The sequence below is a fragment of the Mesorhizobium sp. WSM4904 genome (assembly GCF_029674545.1).
Lineage (GTDB): Bacteria > Pseudomonadota > Alphaproteobacteria > Rhizobiales > Rhizobiaceae > Mesorhizobium.
The window spans coordinates 3,851,956-3,869,061 of record NZ_CP121354.1; the positions used below are offsets into that span (position 1 = coordinate 3,851,956).

15 protein-coding genes and 1 tRNA gene are annotated in these 17,106 nt (G+C 64.5%); 5 read left to right on the forward strand and 11 right to left on the reverse strand.

Going from position 1 to position 17,106, the window contains the following annotated elements; genetic code table 11:
• Positions 1–330 precede the first annotated feature (330 nt).
• The 3 genes from radC to map form a co-directional block, all read right to left on the reverse strand.
• Positions 331–1,083: a DNA repair protein RadC gene (radC, locus tag QAZ47_RS18370; RefSeq protein ID WP_278230299.1), complete on the reverse strand. Its 753-nt coding sequence runs from the start codon at positions 1,081–1,083 to the stop codon at positions 331–333.
• A 246-nt stretch (positions 1,084–1,329) separates the two neighbouring features.
• Positions 1,330–2,028: an OmpW family protein gene (locus tag QAZ47_RS18375; RefSeq protein WP_278230300.1), complete on the reverse strand. Its 699-nt coding sequence runs from the start codon at positions 2,026–2,028 to the stop codon at positions 1,330–1,332.
• 455 nt (positions 2,029–2,483) lie between these two features.
• Entirely contained in the window at positions 2,484–3,311 is an 828-nt protein-coding gene (gene map, locus QAZ47_RS18380; protein ID WP_278202141.1) for a type I methionyl aminopeptidase, read from the reverse strand.
• 211 nt (positions 3,312–3,522) lie between these two features.
• Between map and QAZ47_RS18385 the strand changes: the two genes are divergently transcribed.
• From QAZ47_RS18385 to QAZ47_RS18395, 3 genes are all read left to right on the forward strand, one after another.
• A complete protein-coding gene (locus tag QAZ47_RS18385; protein ID WP_278230301.1) occupies positions 3,523–3,924 on the forward strand; it encodes a hypothetical protein in 402 nt (133 codons plus the stop codon).
• A 113-nt stretch (positions 3,925–4,037) separates the two neighbouring features.
• Entirely contained in the window at positions 4,038–4,274 is a 237-nt protein-coding gene (locus QAZ47_RS18390) for a hypothetical protein (protein ID WP_278230302.1), read from the forward strand.
• 206 nt (positions 4,275–4,480) lie between these two features.
• Positions 4,481–4,786, forward strand: coding sequence for a DUF982 domain-containing protein (locus QAZ47_RS18395; RefSeq protein WP_278077646.1), 306 nt, complete (start codon positions 4,481–4,483; stop codon positions 4,784–4,786).
• 4 nt (positions 4,787–4,790) lie between these two features.
• On the opposite strand, the gene QAZ47_RS18400 is transcribed toward QAZ47_RS18395, so the two are convergent.
• The 6 genes from QAZ47_RS18400 to QAZ47_RS18425 all read right to left on the reverse strand — a co-directional run bounded on the left by QAZ47_RS18400 (position 4,791) and on the right by QAZ47_RS18425 (position 12,617).
• Complete coding sequence (locus QAZ47_RS18400; protein WP_278230303.1) at positions 4,791–5,477, reverse strand: aspartyl/asparaginyl beta-hydroxylase domain-containing protein; 687 nt, start codon at positions 5,475–5,477, stop codon at positions 4,791–4,793.
• Between the two features lie 100 nt (positions 5,478–5,577).
• A complete protein-coding gene (locus QAZ47_RS18405) occupies positions 5,578–7,071 on the reverse strand; it encodes an efflux transporter outer membrane subunit (protein ID WP_278230305.1) in 1,494 nt (497 codons plus the stop codon).
• Positions 7,072–7,081: 10 nt separating this feature from the next.
• Complete coding sequence (locus QAZ47_RS18410; RefSeq protein WP_278230306.1) at positions 7,082–10,237, reverse strand: efflux RND transporter permease subunit; 3,156 nt, start codon at positions 10,235–10,237, stop codon at positions 7,082–7,084.
• Positions 10,238–10,241: 4 nt separating this feature from the next.
• A complete protein-coding gene (locus QAZ47_RS18415; protein WP_278230307.1) occupies positions 10,242–11,534 on the reverse strand; it encodes an efflux RND transporter periplasmic adaptor subunit in 1,293 nt (430 codons plus the stop codon).
• 89 nt (positions 11,535–11,623) lie between these two features.
• Positions 11,624–11,809 (reverse strand): hypothetical protein, encoded by a 186-nt coding sequence (locus QAZ47_RS18420; protein WP_278230308.1) that lies wholly within the window; start codon positions 11,807–11,809, stop codon positions 11,624–11,626.
• Positions 11,810–11,933: 124 nt separating this feature from the next.
• The gene (locus QAZ47_RS18425; RefSeq protein ID WP_278230309.1) at positions 11,934–12,617 is read right to left on the reverse strand and encodes a hypothetical protein; all 684 of its coding nucleotides are present in this window, start codon (positions 12,615–12,617) and stop codon (positions 11,934–11,936) included.
• Between the two features lie 215 nt (positions 12,618–12,832).
• On the opposite strand from QAZ47_RS18425, the gene QAZ47_RS18430 reads away from it, so the two are divergent.
• On the forward strand, positions 12,833–13,558 hold the full coding sequence (locus tag QAZ47_RS18430) for a response regulator (protein WP_278077640.1): 726 nt from the start codon (positions 12,833–12,835) through the stop codon (positions 13,556–13,558).
• Positions 13,555–14,802 carry an ATP-binding protein gene (locus tag QAZ47_RS18435; RefSeq protein ID WP_278230310.1) on the forward strand — a complete coding sequence of 416 codons (1,248 nt, stop codon included), beginning with the start codon at positions 13,555–13,557 and terminating at the stop codon, positions 14,800–14,802. Before QAZ47_RS18430 ends, QAZ47_RS18435 begins: the two co-directional genes overlap by 4 nt.
• Positions 14,803–15,233: 431 nt before the next feature.
• Here QAZ47_RS18435 and QAZ47_RS18440 read toward each other — a convergent pair.
• Positions 15,234–15,308, reverse strand: a tRNA-Glu gene (locus QAZ47_RS18440).
• Positions 15,309–15,749: 441 nt separating this feature from the next.
• The gene (locus QAZ47_RS18445) at positions 15,750–16,973 is read right to left on the reverse strand and encodes a D-Ala-D-Ala carboxypeptidase family metallohydrolase (protein WP_278230311.1); all 1,224 of its coding nucleotides are present in this window, start codon (positions 16,971–16,973) and stop codon (positions 15,750–15,752) included.
• Positions 16,974–17,106 lie beyond the last annotated feature (133 nt).

Below are 17,106 nucleotides of genomic sequence, written 5' to 3' on the forward strand. Positions count from 1 at the left end.
ACGCATCTGTCGTCGTTCGGATGGCATGGCGCCACTGATCAGCTCCGCGAGGGAGCGGAGCACATGCTTTGGCGAGTGCGCGCGGTACTCGTCCGTTTGATTGGTGCGGTTGGGAGCGAAGGGAGCGGATCATCGCCGTGAGTTCGGGCCAACAGGATCATGCCGGAAGGAGCCCGAGTGTTCAGTGGAAGGCGGCAGTCTTCGCGCGCGATGGCACGCGCCAGATGTCATGTCTGGACTATGAACGGCTCGGGTGAACTCCCCGACTCGGCAATCGCATCGAAACCGAAATGTCTGCAATTGAGTCCGTTCTGCTCCAAGCAGACATCGCTAAATCAGCAGCAGCCCCTTCATCGAGGCGTTGCCCTTGCGGCCGATGATGATGTGGTCGTGCACCGCGATGCCGAGGGGCTTTGCCGTATCGATGATCTGCTTGGTCATCTCGATGTCGGCGCGCGACGGCGTCGGGTCGCCGGACGGATGGTTGTGCACCAGGATGATGGCGCTGGCGGAGAGTTCGAGCGCGCGCTTGACCACCTCGCGCGGATAGACGGGCGTGTGGTCGACGGTGCCGGTCTGCTGCACTTCGTCGGCGATCAGCCCGTTCTTCTTGTCAAGGAAGAGGATGCGGAACTGCTCACGCGTCTCGAAGGCCATCGCCGAGCGGCAATAGTCGAGAAGTTGCGGCCAGTTGGACAGAACCTCGCGGCTCTGCACCTCGCCGCGGGCCATGCGCTGGGCGGTCGCCGCGATGACCTTGAGATCGGTCGCCACCGCCGGGCCGATGCCTTTGACTTCCTCGAGCAGGGAAGGCGGCGCGCCGAGCACCTCGGCCAGCGAGCCGAAGCGGGCGATCAGCGCCTTGGCGATCGGCTTGGTGTCGATGCGCGGGATCAGCCGGAAAAGCAGGAGTTCGAGCAACTCATAGTCAGGCAGGGCATCCGGTCCGCCGGCGACGAAGCGTTCGCGCAAGCGGTCGCGATGACCATGATAGTGCGGCTTTTCGGCCGGCTCGGCCTTCGCAGGCCGCCGGATCGGCAGCTCCGCGAAAAATCCCCGCTCGTCGTCGCCGGTTTCCCCCATAGGCCGCCCGCTCTTGGCCGGAAAGGCCCGGCAAGAAGAAACTCTAAGCCGGCAGGCCGGGCCCAGTCGAGTTTTTTCGGCGCGGGCGCGAAATCCTGCACCGGCTTCGGTCGTGTCGTGCGCGCACTGCCGCGACGGTGATTCGAGGGCCTGCCTGCGTATTGAAGGTGACGAAGCGCCCGATGCGCGAGGAGGGCGCGCAAAGCACCTCCGAATAGCGACTCAGGCAACCTTCGTCCTGCCTTGTCAGAAGCGGTAGGTGATACCCGTGCCGATCAGCCACGGGTTGAGCTTGGCCTTACCCGTAAAGTCCGTGCCGCCGACCGTGACGTCGAATTTCGGTTCCAGGAAGAGCTTCTTGACGTCGAAATTGAAGCCCCAATGCTGATCCAGCATGTAATCGAATCCGACCTGCAGAGCGCCGCCGAATGTGTCCTTGACATGGAGAGCGTCGGCACTGCCGGCGTCCTGGTTGTAAAAGATCGTGTAGTTCACGCCAGCACCGACATAGGGCTTGAAGGCGCCGAAATCGGTGAAATGGTATTGCAGCGTGAGCGTGGGCGGCAGTACCCAAACCTTGCCGATCTTGCCCAATCCGCCGATCGTTCCTTCGCCGTAGATATTGGCGTAGGTGGTGCCGAGAATGAGTTCGGCGGCGAGATTGTCGGTGAAGTAATAGGAGATGTCCAATTCCGGCGTCACCGTGTCCGAATAGGAAAGGTCAGAGCCCGGGATTCCGTTGACGTTGCCCTTGTCGTCCGTGATCACGCCCAGGGCGCGCAGGCGAATCTGCCAAGGGCTGGATGCCGCTATGGGAGCCTCTGCTTGCGCAGTGTCCACCGATCGTACGTCCGCCGCCGCGGCCTGCTGCAGCCCTGCCACAACAAGCGCGATGGCAACTGTCGTGATCCCCCGCCGTCGCGGCCCCATCCAGTCTCTCACCATAATATCTCTCCTTGAAATTTCGAATTTGGTGCGCTGCAGCAATGACAGCCGCGGAGAGATGATCGGTTGACCCAGATCAATGGTGGAATGAAGTAGATTGAAGCAGCATTTTCTTCGATATCGCATGTAACAAAAATGCAACAATGACGATCGCGACAATGAGGCGGAGCCCGGCCTAGAAAGATCGAGTAGCCATGGGCGCAGAGGGCCGAATGTCGCGACGGCGTGAGCTCCAAAAGAAGAAGCCTCTTGCGCACAGCGATACGATGAGCGGCATACCCCTGCGCGGGACCATGGACGTCGTGGGGTAAACTTCAAGTGCTACGGTCGGGACGGTCCGGCGGCAAGAATCCTAGAGCAATTCCAGGAAAAGTGTGAAAACGGTTTTCCGTTCGGAATTGCGCCAAAACAAAGAGATAGAGCGGTTCGCCGTTCCCGTGAAACGGTGAAATGCTCTAGGCCGGCAGACCGGGGCGGTCGAGCTTTTTCGGCGACAGCGTGAAGATCTCGCAGCCGGTATCGGTGACGCCGATCGTGTGCTCGTATTGTGCCGACAGCGAACGGTCGCGCGTCACCGCCGTCCAGCCATCCGACAGCACCTTCACATGCGGGCGGCCGAGGTTGATCATCGGCTCGACGGTGAAGATCATGCCGGGCCGCATCTCGACGCCTTCGTTGACGGTGCCGTAGTGCAGGATGTTCGGCGCGTCATGAAAAAGCTGGCCGACGCCGTGGCCGCAGAAGTCGCGCACCACCGAGCAGCGCTCGGCCTCGGCATAGGTCTGGATCGCGGCGCCGATGGCGCCGGTGCGGGCGCCGGGCCTGATCGCGGCGATGCCGCGCATCAGGCACTCATAGGTCACCTCGAGCAGGCGCTCGGCGGCGCGCTTGATCGTGCCCACCGGATACATGCGCGAGGAGTCGCCATGCCAGCCGTCGAGGATATAGGTGACGTCGATGTTGACGATGTCGCCGTCCTTCAGCGGCTTGTTGTCGGGAATGCCGTGGCAGACGACGTGGTTGATCGAGGTGCAGGAGGACTTGGTGTAGCCGCGATAGTTGAGCGTCGCCGGCAACGCGCCGTGGTCCATGCCGAACTCGAAGACGAAGCGGTCGATGGTCTCGGTAGTGACGCCGGGCTTCACCATCGACACGAGCTCGTCGAGGCAGCGCGCGGTGAGGTCGCAGGCCTTGCGCATGCCGGCAAAGCCTTCTTCGCCATAAAGGCGAATCTGGCCGGTGTTTCTCAAGGGAGCCGTTGCGGCGTCGAGATAGGTAACCATTCTTGTCCGTTGCGGGTTGGCTCCTGACGCGAGCCGATGCGGGAATTTTCTCCAGATTTGGCACTGGAAGCGGCAAGGTTCAAGGACGAAGTGCCTTCAACCGGCTTGCTGCGGGGAATATTCGCTGGCGCAGAGCTGGCGCGTCCGGGTTTGTTGCAGGCTTTCCTTTCGCTGCCCCATGGGGTAGGGCGGTCTGGATATGGGAGATTTAATGCCGTTGACGGCATCGGCACGCGCAAGATCGACGCTGCAGCCATTCAGGACCGCATGCCTGGCCCTGATGGCGATGCTCGTGCTCGCGCTGCTGGGCTTCGCTCAGGCCGAAGTCTCCGCGTCCGCCGCCTCGGCCGCGGGCGGCCCCGGCCTCAGCGCAACGCGGCAGGGCGAAACGCTTGCATTGCTGAGGGTCACCGGCAAGGCGCAGGCCATCGAGGCCCGCGCCGGCCGGCCGCTGCCCTTGAAGCTCGTCGGCGGCAATCCCGGCGCGCTCGCCTCCGCATCCGATTTCCTTGTCGCCGGCCAGGCCTTGCCGGCGCAGGCGAACTTCGCGCCTGTTCCCGTAGCCGCGCCGCTCTCGCATGCCAACCAGCCTCGCGCGCCACCAACGGCCTGAACCCGGCGGCCGCTGACCGCAGTTTTCACACCTCAAACATTCCTTCGCGCCGCGATCTGGCGACGGCATGTGCCGCCCGCCGGTTGGGTGGCGCGTCCATTGGACATCTCACGATGCGACGTATCAAGACCTTCAAAACGCTCACGCGCGCTGCCTCGGCAGCCGCGTTTCTCACCGTCCAGGCAATCATCTGCGTCGGCACCGTCTACTGGGCCATTACCGAAACGCTTCGCATGGAGGGGACGGCCGCGATCGTGCTCGGCGTCATCTTCGCCATTCCGTCCGCCTATCTGCTGATGGTGGTCTCGCGCATGGCCTACGAGGCGGAGACGGATCCGGCCAACCAGTAGGCGCGAATGAAATTGGCGGAATACGGGACGGGGGCGATGCCTGTCGCATCGCCCCCGTCGAACGATGTGACCAGGGTGCCGATCCGCCGCACCCGGGATCGAGCGGCCGACCGTACTGAGGTCACATTCCTGTCCCAGAAGGCGTCAAAAGAATTTTTTCAGAACGAACGGCGCTGCTCGGGCTTCGCCAGTTCGGGAGACAGGGAATGGACAGACTGCAATTCGAGGTGCCGGTGCGCATCACGCCCGCGCCCGGCCTGCCGGTTGAGGAAATCTACAGCGTCGAGCAGGCGCTCGACTTCCTGCAGGACTGGCCGAAGCGCCGCCAGGGCAAGGTCTATGATCTCGCCTTCAACGCCTGCTTCGGCGCGACCGTCGATGTCGCGAGCTCGGAGGAAGCCTGCCGCGCCTTCATGGCTTTCTGCCGCGTCAGCGGGTTGCTCGCCCGGGATATGATGTTGCCGGTCAAGCGCGGCGGCAGCGCAAGAGGGTTTCGCGAGGCGAGGGCGTAAGGCTTCAGCCGGCGAAAGATACCCCTCTGTAGTGCATTCCCACCTGCACGCCGCGAACGATCAGCCTGGACAGGATCTCCATGTCCAGGGGCATTTCCGGACGCCACACATCGAGCAGCAGGGCAATACGCGCCTGATCGGCGTTGTTCATCACCTCGTGCTCGAAAGTGTCGTCCCAAAGCATGCACTCGCCGTCGGAGATCCGCCTGTCCTCATGGTTGATCATCATGATCGTCGCCGGCCGGCCATCCGCCTGTTTCGGGATGACCAGCCCGAGATGAAATCTCATGATGCCGCGAAAGGGACCGCGATGGGGCGGGATATGCTTGCGCGGCGCCAGGAATGAGACGGCCGCCGATTTGACCTCGGGGCATTCGGACAGCAGCCGGCCGAGGGTGGGCATTCGCGCGAGGTTTTCCGGAATCGTCATGTCGTAGGCCTTGAGCACGAACATGCGCCAATCGAGGCCGTCATTGGCCGAAATCTCGGCCTGCTCCGGCATGATGTCGTGGAAGCGCGGCACCCTGGTCAACTGCACCGCCAGGGCTTCGTCGCGAATACTCTGCCAGGCGGCCGCGAACTTCGTCGCGTTGGGGAAATGGGTGCTGATATCAAGAATCGCTGGTGCATCTATGCGCTTTTCATAGATACGACGCACCAGATTGGTTCCAAGATCGTAGACGTTCGACATCGCATTGCCTCGACCAGGTTATAGTATAGTGGATGATTGCTTTCAGCTATTGCTCACGGAGATTTGTTCCGAGGGCTTCAGATAGACGTCCGGCTTCATATCACTGCGTTTCCGATGCCAGCCGCGGACCGGCGCCGACATCGACGACTTCAGGCTTGGCGCTGTCGATCGTGCCGTCCCAGCCGCCGCCAAGCGCCTTGTTGAGCGCGATGTAATCGGTGGCCATCGACACGCGGCTCTGCAGCAGGGTGTCCTCGGCCGTGTAGAGCGACCGCTCTGCATCCAGCACGTCGAGAAGGCTTGTCTCGCCTGCTTTGTAGAGTGTTCTTTCGAGCTGGGCGGCGTCGCCATAGGATTTTGCGGAAGAGGCGAGCTTGCCGTTCCTGATCCGCTCCTGCGACAGAGAGACGGTGGCGTTTTCCACGTCCTCCAGCGCCGTCAGCACGGCGGCCTTGTACGCAATGAAATATTGGTCGCGCTGGGCTTTGGCGATCTCGACGGCCGCCTGCAACTGACCGGCGTTGAACAGCGGCACGCTGAGCGTCGGGCCGAACGACCAGCCGATGGTGGAATTCCTGCCGAGATCGCCGAGCTTGAGGGCGGTGGTGCTGATGTCTCCAGTCAGACTGACGCTCGGATAGCGCGCCGCCTCTGCCTGGCCGATCTTGGCCGTGTACTGAGCATATTGCCGTTCCGCCATCCGCACGTCGGGGCGGGTCAGCAGGATGTCGGCCGGAATGCCGGTCGGGATCGGTAGGCGCGGCGCCGGGATCGACCTGGGGCGCTTCAGCCGCTCGACCAACGCCGCCGGCGGACGGCCGGTGAGCACCGAAAGGCGGTGCACCGCTTCGGCGTAGTTCGCTTCCAGGGTCGGGACGTCGGCTTCCGTGCTGCTTGCCTGTCCCATCGCCTTGGCGACATCGGCAGCGGTTGCCGTGCCGGCCAAGGCCATGGTGCGGGTGAGCTCGGCGGTCTGCCTTTGCGATGCAGCCGAGCGCCGGGCAAGCGCGATGCGGGTCTGGTAGCCGCGGGCCTGGACGTAGTTGGAGGCAACATCGCCGATCAAGGTCAGCAGGGTCGAACGGAGGCTCTCCTGGGAGGCGTCCAATCCGTAGCGGGCGGCCTCGACACTCCTGTGATTGGCGCCGAAGAGATCGATCTCCCAGCTGGCGTCGAAGCCCGCCTGATACTGGTCGTAGGTCTCGCTGGCGGTCCCGCCCGAGGTGGTCGCGGCGACCTTGTTGCGCGTGGCGGAGGCCGAACCGTCGGCGGATGGAAACAGCGTCCCCGCGGATTGGCGGTAGGACGCGCGCGCCTCGCGGATCTTGGCCTTGGCCGTCGCCACGTCCAGATTGCCGGCAACCGCTTCCTCGACCAACTGGTTGAGCTCGGGATCGCGGAGCTTCCGCCACCATCGCGACAGCTGCGCCGGCTTGGTCGGCTTCGTCGCCTTCCAGTCGCTCCAGGTCGCCGGCACGACCACCAAGGGCGTCCGATAGTCTGGACCAACGACGCATCCGGAGAGCAGAAGGCCGGCAAAAGCGGGCAAAAGCAGCCCTTTCGCGGTCCGCAGACCGCGTTCGAAACCTGTCATGACGAAACCCTTATTGCTGAGTGGCTGTGGCTGGCGTCCCGCCCCTATCCTGCCCAGAATCCTGCTTGGCGGTCTTGCCCTTGAAGATGCGGCGCACCGTGACGAACAGCAGCGGCACCAGGAACACGCCGATCACGGTCGCCGCGATCATGCCGCCCATCACGCCGATGCCGACGGAATTCTGCGCGCCCGAACCCGCGCCGCTGGCGATTGCCAATGGCGTGACGCCGAGAATGAAGGCCAGCGACGTCATCAGGATTGGCCGCAGCCGTTGCCGCGCCGCTTCCAGCGTCGCCTCGACCAGCCCCATTCCCGCCGCCTGCCGTTCGATGGCGAATTCGACGATGAGGATGGCGTTCTTGGAGGCGAGACCAATCGTGGTCAGCAGGCCGACCTTGAAATAGACGTCGTTGGTCTGCCCGAACAGGCTCGCCGCCAGCAGCGCGCCGAAGATGCCGATCGGCACCGACAGCATGACCGCGAACGGGATGGACCAGCTCTCGTAAAGCGCGGCGAGGCAAAGGAAGACGACGAGCGCCGAGATCAGATAGAGCGACATCGCCTGGTTGCCGGAAAGCCGCTCCTGATGCGAGAGCCCCGTCCACTCATGCGCGTACCCGGCGGGCAGTTGCGCGACCAGCTTGTCGATCTCGTCCATGGCGGCGCCTGAACTCACGCCCGTCGCCGCCGCGCCCTGGATTTCCACGGCCGCCGAACCGTTGTAGCGCTCGAGCCGGGGCGAGCCGTATGTCCAATGGCTGGAGGCGAAGGCCGAGAATGGCACCATCGCGTTGCCGGAATTGCGGACCTGCCATCTGTCCAGGTCTTCCGGCTGCATGCGGAAGTCCGCGTCCGCCTGCAGATAGACCGGCTTCACCCGGCCGCGATCGATGAAGTCGTTGACGTAGTCGCTGCCCCAGGCGGTGGAGAGCGTGTTGTTGATGTCGGAGAGGCCGATGCCGAGGGCGCTTGCCTTTTCCTGATCGATGTCGACCGAGAACTGCGGCTGATCCTCCTGGCCGTTGGGGCGGGTGTTGGCGAGCAGCTTGCTCCGCGCGGCAAGACCGAGAAGCTGGTTGCGCGTCTGGATCAGCGCCTCATGGCCGGCGCCGTTGACGTCCTGCAGATAGAAGTCGAAACCGCTGGTGTTGCCGAAACCCTGGATGGCGGGAGGGGCGAGCGCGAAGACTTGCGCATCCCTGATCTTGGAGAAGGCTCCCATGGCGCGGCCGGCGACCGCCTTCGCCGCCAGGGCCGGTGACGTGCGCTTGTCGAAATCCTTCAGCCGAACGAACGCGATACCGACATTCTGTCCAGCGCCGCCGAAACCGAAGCCGGAAGCGGTGAACACCCCATCGACCGCGTCCTTCTCCTCGTTCAAATAGTGGTCGGTCACCTGGGCGAGCACGCGCTCGGTTCGGTCCTGTGTCGCGCCGACCGGCAGCTGCACGCTGGTGATTAGAATGCCCTGGTCCTCGTCGGGCAGGAACGAGCTTGGCAGCCTGGCAAACATCCAGCCCATGGCGACGACTATGGCCAGGAAAACGACGAGGAAGCGCTTGCCCCGGTTGATGATGCCGTGCGAGCCGTCGCGATAGGCCGTCGTGCCGCGGTCGAAGGCGCGGTTGAACCAGCCGAACGGACCTCTCTGTGTCGCGTGGTCCCGCGGCGGCCGCAGGATCGTGGCGCAGAGCGCGGGCGTCAGCACCAGCGCGACCAGCACCGAAAGCACCATCGCCGAGACGATGGTCACCGAGAACTGCCGGTAGATGATGCCGGTGGAGCCGCCGAAGAAAGCCATCGGCACGAACACGGCCGACAGCACGGTGGCGATGCCGATCAGCGCGCCGGTGATCTCGTTCATCGATTTGCGCGTCGCCTCTCTCGGCGGCAGGCCTTCCTCCGCCATGACGCGTTCGACATTTTCGACCACGACGATGGCGTCGTCGACGAGCAGGCCGATGGCGAGCACCATGGCGAACATGGTCAGCGTGTTGATCGAGTAACCGAAGAAGGAGAGCACGCCGAAGGTGCCGAGCAGCACCACCGGAACGGCGATCGTCGGGATGATGGTGGCGCGCAGGTTCTGCAGGAAGAGCAGCATCACCAGGAACACCAGCACGATCGCTTCTGCCAGCGTCTTCACCACCTCTTCGATCGACAGGCGTACGAAGGGCGACGTGTCATAGGGGTAGACGACCTCGACGCCTTGCGGGAAGGTCGAACTCAGACGGTCGATGGTCGCGCGCACCGCCTCGGCGGTGTTGATCGCATTGGCGCCGGTCGCCAGATTGACCGCGACGCCGGCCGACGGCTTGCCGTTGTAATGGGCGGCCGTCGTGTAGCTTTCGGCGCCGATCTCGACCCTGGCGACGTCGTTGAGCCGAACCAGCGAGCCGTCGGTGTTGCTCTTCAGGATGATGTTGCGGAACTGCTCGGCGGTCTGCAGCCGGCTCTTGGCCGTCACCGTGGCATTGAGCTGCTGTCCCTTGCGCGCCGGCAGGCCGCCGAGCTGGCCGGCGGAGACCTGGGTGTTCTGCGCCTCGATCGCGGTGGCGACGTCGCTCGGCATCAGCGCATATTGGGCGAGCTTGTCGGGATCGAGCCAGATGCGCATGGCATAGCCGGAGCCGAAGAGCTGGGTGGAGCCGACGCCTTCGACGCGCTTCAGCGTGTCGTTGACCGTGCTGTCGACATAGTCGGCAAGGTCTGTCGAGTTCATCTTGCCGTCGGTGGAAACGAAGCCGATGACCATCAGGAAGCCGGTCGAGGATTTGGAGACGGTGATGCCGTTGCTCTGGACGACCTGCGGCAGTTGCGACTGCACCAGCTGCAGCTTGTTCTGGGTCTGCACCTGGGCGGTGTCGGGATTGGCGGCGCTGGTGAAGGTCAGCGTGATCGAGGCCTGTCCGGTCGAGGTCGACGTCGCCGTCATGTAATCGAGATTGTCGATGCCGGTCATGCCTTGCTCGATGACCTTGGTCACCGAGTTCTCCACCGTCTGGGCGTCGGCGCCGGGATAGCTGGCGCTGATGTTCACCGTGGTGGGCGCGATCTGCGGGTATTGCGAGATCGGCAGCGACCGGAGCGCGAGCAGGCCGCCCAGCATGATCACGATGGCGATCACCCAGGCAAAGATCGGGCGATTGATGAAGAAAGTCGACATCGCCTCAGTTCCCGGTTGCGCCAGACGCTGGTTGCTTGGCGGCGCCGGCAGCCTTGCCGCCAGCCGGTTCCGCCGTGGCAGAGGTCTGCTGGCGATCCTTGATCTCGCCGGTCGCCTCGTCGATCGTCACCTCGACCGGCGTCGCGTCGCCACCTGCGCGCACCAGCTGCACGCCTTCAACGATGACGCGGTCGCCGTCGCCGACGCCGGAGTCCACTAGCCAGTTGTCGCCGACGCTGTTGCGCACGCTGAGAGCACGCGACTCGACCTTGCCCTGGGCATTGACCACCATGGCCGTCGCCTGACCTTTCGGGTCGCGGGTGACGGCGCGCTGCGGCACCAGGAAGCTGTTCTGCGCCACACCTTCCTCGACGATGGCGCGTACATACATGCCTGGCAGCAGCAGGCGGTCGGGATTGGGGAACTGGGCTCTGAGCGCGAAAGTGCCGGTGGATTGGTCGACATTGGCGCCGGCGAATTCCAGCTTGCCGGTCCGCGAGTAGATGGTGCCGTTGTCGAGCTTGAGCTTCACGCTGACGTTGGGCCCGCTGACCTTAAGCCGGCCTTCGTTGATCGCCTGGCGCAGGTTGAGCAGATTGGTGCTGGACTGCGTGACATCGACATTGATCGGGTCGAGCGCGCGAATGGTGGTCAGCACCGTCTCCTGATTGGCGGTGACCAGCGCTCCCGGCGTGAGCGTGGATTTGTCGATCCGGCCGGCGATCGGCGCGGTGATCGAGGTGCGGTTGAGGCTGATGCGCGCCGTCTCGACGCTCGCCTTGGCCGATGCAACGTCGGCCTGGGCCTGCGCCAGCGTCGCGGCGGCATCGTCAAAATCCTGCTTCGAGACGACGTTCTGCTTCAGCAGTCCGGAATAGCGGTCGAACTTGGCCTGGGCGGTGGGGAGCGCCGCTTCGGCCTTCTGCCGGGCGGCGACGGCGCTGTCATAGGCTGCCTGGTAGCTCGCCGGATCGATAAGGTAGAGCGGCTGTCCCGGCACCACCTCGGCGCCTTCCTGGAACAGGCGCTGCTGGATGATGCCGTCGACCTGCGGGCGTACCTCGGCGATGAGTGAGGCCGCCGTGCGGCCGGGCAGTTCGGCGGTGATCGCGACCGACTGCGGATGCAAGGTGACAACGCCGACCTCGGGCCGGCCGACGCCGCCCATGCCCGCAGGAACCTCGCTCTTTTCCTGCGAACAGGCCGCCAGAAAGAGTACCGCACACAGCATTCCTGCCCAGGGAGAGAGGCGACGTGGCCTCGTCGGCAAAAGAGAATGACTAGGCTGGATATGCATCGGCTGGATCTTTCGCTGAAGTTGCAGTCGTCGCCTGACCATCGCCGACGCCGGCCGCGACCAGCACGGCGAAGAGGAGAAGATGCCTTTTACGCAATTTTCTGGTCATGATTTTCGGTGCTTGAAGACGACATCGGAAGCGACAGGCGGTAAGCGGCGAAGCTCAGCCGGATCGCCCCTTTTAGCGCCTGCTTCGACAGGATCCGTTGCCTGGCACCGGCGCTGGAGCGGATCGGCAAGGGCGAGCCCAGCGAGGTAAGCAGCCGCAGCATCATCAGGGCTTCCCACATCATCATGCGCTCCACGCTTGACGGCGGTCGCGCGGACGCGTCCGCCAATTCGCAAAAGAACCGGCCGGCCCGTGAACGGGTGGATCAGCGGACCGGCCGGTGCAGACGGTCAGAGTTGCTCGCCATTCCGGGGTAGGGGTGGCTGAAGCTGTCCGTGCGGACCTCCAGGGCCGGCTGCGTCGTCCGACGGATTGCCCCATGGACCGGGGGGCGGGCCGTGCGGCCGATCCGCCGAAGCGAGGATTTCGAGCTGTTCGGGCGTCAGCTTGGTGCGCAGCACGGCGATCGCATCCTTCAGCTTGGCGGCCGAAGCCGCGCGCTTGGTGACTTCGTCGGCCAGTCGCTCCTGGAAGGCGAAGGGATCGCGTTGCCCCTGGTCGGGACCGCCGGGCGTGGGCGGCCCGCCTGCTTCAGAGCCACTGCGAGCGCCGGGGCCATGGTCGAACCGCGGCGGCGCGAGCACCGCCTGCAGCGCGCTGGTATAGTCGCGCCAGGCATCGAGCTGCTCGGTGCGGATGCCGATGCGGGTCTCGAGCGCCGAAAGCCGCGCGGCAAGCATTTCCGGCGGCGGCGGTCCCATGCGGCGGAAGCCTTCCGGCCCCTGCGGCATCGGTTCGTGCCGCATCGGCCCGTGCGGGCCGGGCCAGGGCATCGGGCCCGGGCCCGCATCATCCTGCCGGCCGATCGCCGGCGGTTCGTCACCAGGCGCCGCGGCAGGGTCGGGCTGGGCGGCCAGCACGGGATGGATGGCCGCGACCGAGAACAGGCCGAGCGCCAAAAGTCTGCTTCGCATGACGTGATCCTTTCCTGCATGCTTCGGATGGCGGGAGGATAGGAAGCGTCTTTTGCCGTTTTGCTTCGGCGCGTTGCCGAAGGTTTCCAGAAAAGGGAGATTTGTTTCTGAATGTTTCCGGAGCCTTCCCGGAAACATTCGGTTGCAAATTTCCATGCCGCTCTTTCGGCCGCTCTTCCTATAATCGGTGGCGAACAAGGTGAGATGGGCTGGGAATGCAGGCACAACCCCACATCCTCGTCGTCGATGACGACCGCGAGATCAGGACGCTGCTCGGACGCTATCTCGACGGGCAGGGTTTTCGCGTCTCGGTGGCGGCCGACCGGCGCGAGTGCGAGCAGAAGCTCGGCTCAGGCCAGTTCGACCTCATCGTGCTCGACGTCATGCTGCCCGACGGGTCGGGTCTCGACATCTGCCGCGCCTTGCGCGACCGCAAGCCGCATATCCCGGTCATTCTGCTGACCGCGCTGAAGGAGGATGTGGACCGCATCATCGGGCTGGAGCTCGGCGCCGACGACTATCTCGGCAAGCCGTTCAACCCGCGCGAGCTTTCAGCCCGCATCCGCGCGGTGCTCAGGCGCTCGGCGCCAGAGGAAGCCGCTCCGCCCAAGGTTCGCGTCTACCGTTTCGCCGGTTACAGGCTTGAGCCGGACACGCGCAAGGTGATCGACGCCGAAGGTGCCGCGATCGACCTTACCGGCGCCGAGTTCGACCTGCTGCAGGTCTTTCTCGACCGGCCGGGGCGGCTCCTGTCGCGCGACCAGCTCCTCGACCTGACGCAAGGGCGCGAGCGCGAGCCGCTCGACCGTTCCGTCGACGTGCTGATGAGCCGGCTGCGCCGGAAGTTTGCCGAAGCGGGCGAGGAGAACCTGTTCAAGACGGTACGTAATGGCGGCTACCAGCTCACCGCCCGCGTCGAGACGGCGGAGACCGAGGCATGACCTCGCTGCGCCGGCGGCTGATCATCCTTCTGGTCGTTTCGATCCTGGGCGTGGTCGGGCTCGCCACCTTCGTCGCGGTGAAGGTGCTCGGCGGGCCGTCGCCGGAACTGATCATGGGCCCGCTCGCCCACCAGATCCAGTACATGGTGCAACTGGCTCCCGCCCACGCGCCGAATTCAAGCGATGCACCCGTCATCGTGCAGGATCGCCCGGCCGACGGCTTCGAGGACCGCAAGCACACAAGGGTGTTGAACGAGATCCTGCGCCACAACGGCCTCGATGTTTCGGCCGTGGTCAGCCGCAATGCCGACAGGCCGGGAATGGTCGCTTCGGTCGAGCTGCCCGACCATCGCTGGATGATCGTCGATGTCCCCGATTTCGGTCCGCCGCGCGATGTCTGGTACGGGCTGGCGGGCTGGATGGTGCTGATCGTGCTCGGCGCCACGCCGGTGTCGATCTACTTCACCGGCGTGCTGGTGCGGCCGCTGGAAATGCTTGAGGCCGCCGTCAGCAAAATCGGTTCGGACGGGGTGCTGGCGACGGTTCCTGAAGAGGGGTCGGCCGAAGTCAGGGCCACCGCGCATGCGCTCAACCAGCTTTCGGCAAGGCTCGAGGCGGCGATGGAAAGCCGCATGCGCCTGGTCGCGGCCGCCGGCCATGACCTCAGGACGCCGATGACCAGGATGCGGCTCCGCGCCGAGTTCCTCGACGAGGATCGCGAGAAGTGGCTGAGCGATCTCGACGAGCTCGACCGCATCGCCGACAGCGCGATCCGCCTGGTGCGCGAGGAGGTCAACAAGGATGCGGTAGAACCGGTGGAGCTCGACGGACTGGTCCGAGATATCGAGACCGAGATGGCGGCGCTCGGCCAAGCGGTGACGATCGACCATCTCGATCATGTGTCCGTCAAGGCCGGCGCGCTCGGCCTGCGCCGCGCGCTGCGCAACCTGATCGTCAACGCCGCGACGCACGGCAAAAGCTGCACCGTCTCGCTATCGAGGCAAGGCGGCCGGGCGGTTCTGACCATCGCCGACCGCGGCCCCGGCATCCCGCCAGACCTGTTGAACAAAGCTTTCGAGCCGTTCTTCCGGGTCGATCCGGCACGCACGCAGTTCATCCCGGGCGCGGGACTGGGGCTGGCGATCGCGAAGGAAATCATCGAGCGCTACGGCGGGACGATCCGTCTGGAGAATAGGCAGGGCGGGGGACTGGTGCAGACCGTGGTGTTCGCGGCCGTTTCTTAATGGAATCGACGCTATCGAGGTTGCTTTATTTGACTTGTTCAATCACCGGGGCCGGCGGCTGGTCAGTTGCCGGAGCCAGCGTGCAGTCTTGCCCCTTGCATTCCTGGACAGGGTTATCCTTTGGGGGCAAGCAATTTTGCCCCTCGCAGTGTTTTGCCGCCTGTTCTTGCGTTGCATCACCGTTCGACTGGGCAGGCTGATCCTCGGCGCGGAGGGGCTGCAGTCCTGCCAGTACGGTCATGGCCGCGCACAAGAGCGTTATCCGAAGCAAGTTCATTCTCGCCTCCACGGCTGAGAGCGGGGATAACTTTACACTCTCGGGTCGAGGCCGACATACCGTCACCGGCCAACGAAGTTAACGTCGCGTTTTCGCTCATGCACGATACAGATCTCACGCACGTGGTCGGTTTCATCTTGGCAAGGGAAAGACTTGGTACGCCCAAGGGGAATCGAACCCCTGTTACCGCCGTGAAAGGGCGGTGTCCTAACCGCTAGACGATGGGCGCGCTCAGACGAAGCGGCTTATAATTGCGTTGTTGGCAACCGGCAACCCATGCGCAGCCACATGCGACAACTTTTTTCAAGCGTGGCAAAAAGCACGATTTTGGCCAGTCAGGACACGGTTTGCGGCGCCCGGTTGCTCGTGCATCCTTGGAGATTGGCTGGAACGTCACTCGAGGTCGTCATTCTATGGCGAAGCAAGGAGCGTAGCGACGCGGCGCAGACCATAGAATCCATTCCGTCACCTAGAAGCGTTGCCGCGGTGCAGAATTCTGCTCGGCTGCATTCTTCGACCAAGGTCACGGAATGGATCCTCGGGTCTTCGCGTCCGCTTCGCTCCCGCTCCGCCCGTGGATGACGACGTTCGGAGCGGCTTCGGTTAATCGCCACGTTTGGCACTGCGAGGTTCGTCGCAACGAAGGCGGCGGGCCGCCGACTGTCGAGACTCAGCCGTCCTCGCCGCTGCTGGCGCGCCGGCGGCAGCGCCAGTTCCAGTCGCGCTCGGGGCCGACGTCGACGTGGATCGATTCGGTGTGGCAATAGGTGCCGACGCCGCCGCGGCCGGGCATCGAGCGGACATAGCTCGCCAGCTCCCACTTGGACACGCCAGGCACCTGGATGTCGGCGGCGGCGCAGTACATGTGGAGCGAGTTCTTGGCGCCGTTGGCGCGGCGGTTGCGGGACGGGTCGCGATAGCCGGAGGTGACGATCATCTTGCGGCCGAAATGGCCCTCGATGGTCTTCAGCACGCGCACCAGCGACGGCTTCAGGCAGGCGACGTCGACGCTTTCGTTCTGCTTCAAGAGACCGTTGGGCGCGAGCCTCGCCATGCCGGCGGCGGACGCCACCTGGTAGGAGCCGCCTTCGTCCTCGTTGAGATCGACGTCGCTCTCGTCGTCGATGCCGGACTTGCGCTTGATCTCGAACAGCGCCGTCTGGCGCACGCCAGGCAAGGCATCGGCGCCGGTGATGTGGTTGCTTGGATCGTCTCCGAGGGAAGCGAGCTGCACCGGCTTGTCGCCCGGTGTCGCGGAGGCGAGCGTCACGATCGGCTTGGCCGGTGGCGGCGTGGTCTTGGCCTGCGCGGCGGGCTGGTCGCTCGAACGCGTGTTGATCAAGGGTGCAGGTGCGGCCGAGGCCGGGGTGGTGCTGAACAGCGAGGCGAACAGGCCCTTTTTCGGCGCGGCAACCGGCTGCTGCGCCGGGTCACCCGCCGTCACGTAGACGCCGCCATTGTTCATGACCGGCGCTGTCTCAGCCTGCGCTTGCGACGCGACCGCGGCGGCATCGCCGGCAGCGACCTTCTCGGCGACGGCTTTCGTCTCGTCAGCTGTCTGCGTCGGCTGCACCAGCGGTTGCGGCGTATTGCCGGCAATCGAGGTGGCGCCGGCAGGCACGGCGATCGCAGGGAAGGCGGCTCCCGGCCGTATCTCCGGCACATAGGCGACTTTTTCGGGCAGTGGCTTGTCGCCTTCGCCCATCACGGTCGATGCCGCGTCGGGCGAGGCCGACGCCACTTGCTGCGTCGAATCGGTCGAGGCCGCGGGCTTGGCGGTGGAAGCCGCGCTCATCTCGGTGGTGGTTGAATTATAGCCGGGAGTGACGACCGACATCGTCGGGTCGCCGGTCGAGGTGCAGGAGGCCAGAAGCACGGAGAAAAGCGCTGCCACAATGCTGCGGCTTTCCCTTCGTGCAAGACGCCAACCCACTGGTTTCAAAATAAAATTCCCCCTCGGTATCCGGTCCGTTCATCATCGCCGTGGCGCTCCAGTGCCCCTGGCGATGACCTCCTGTTCCCGAACC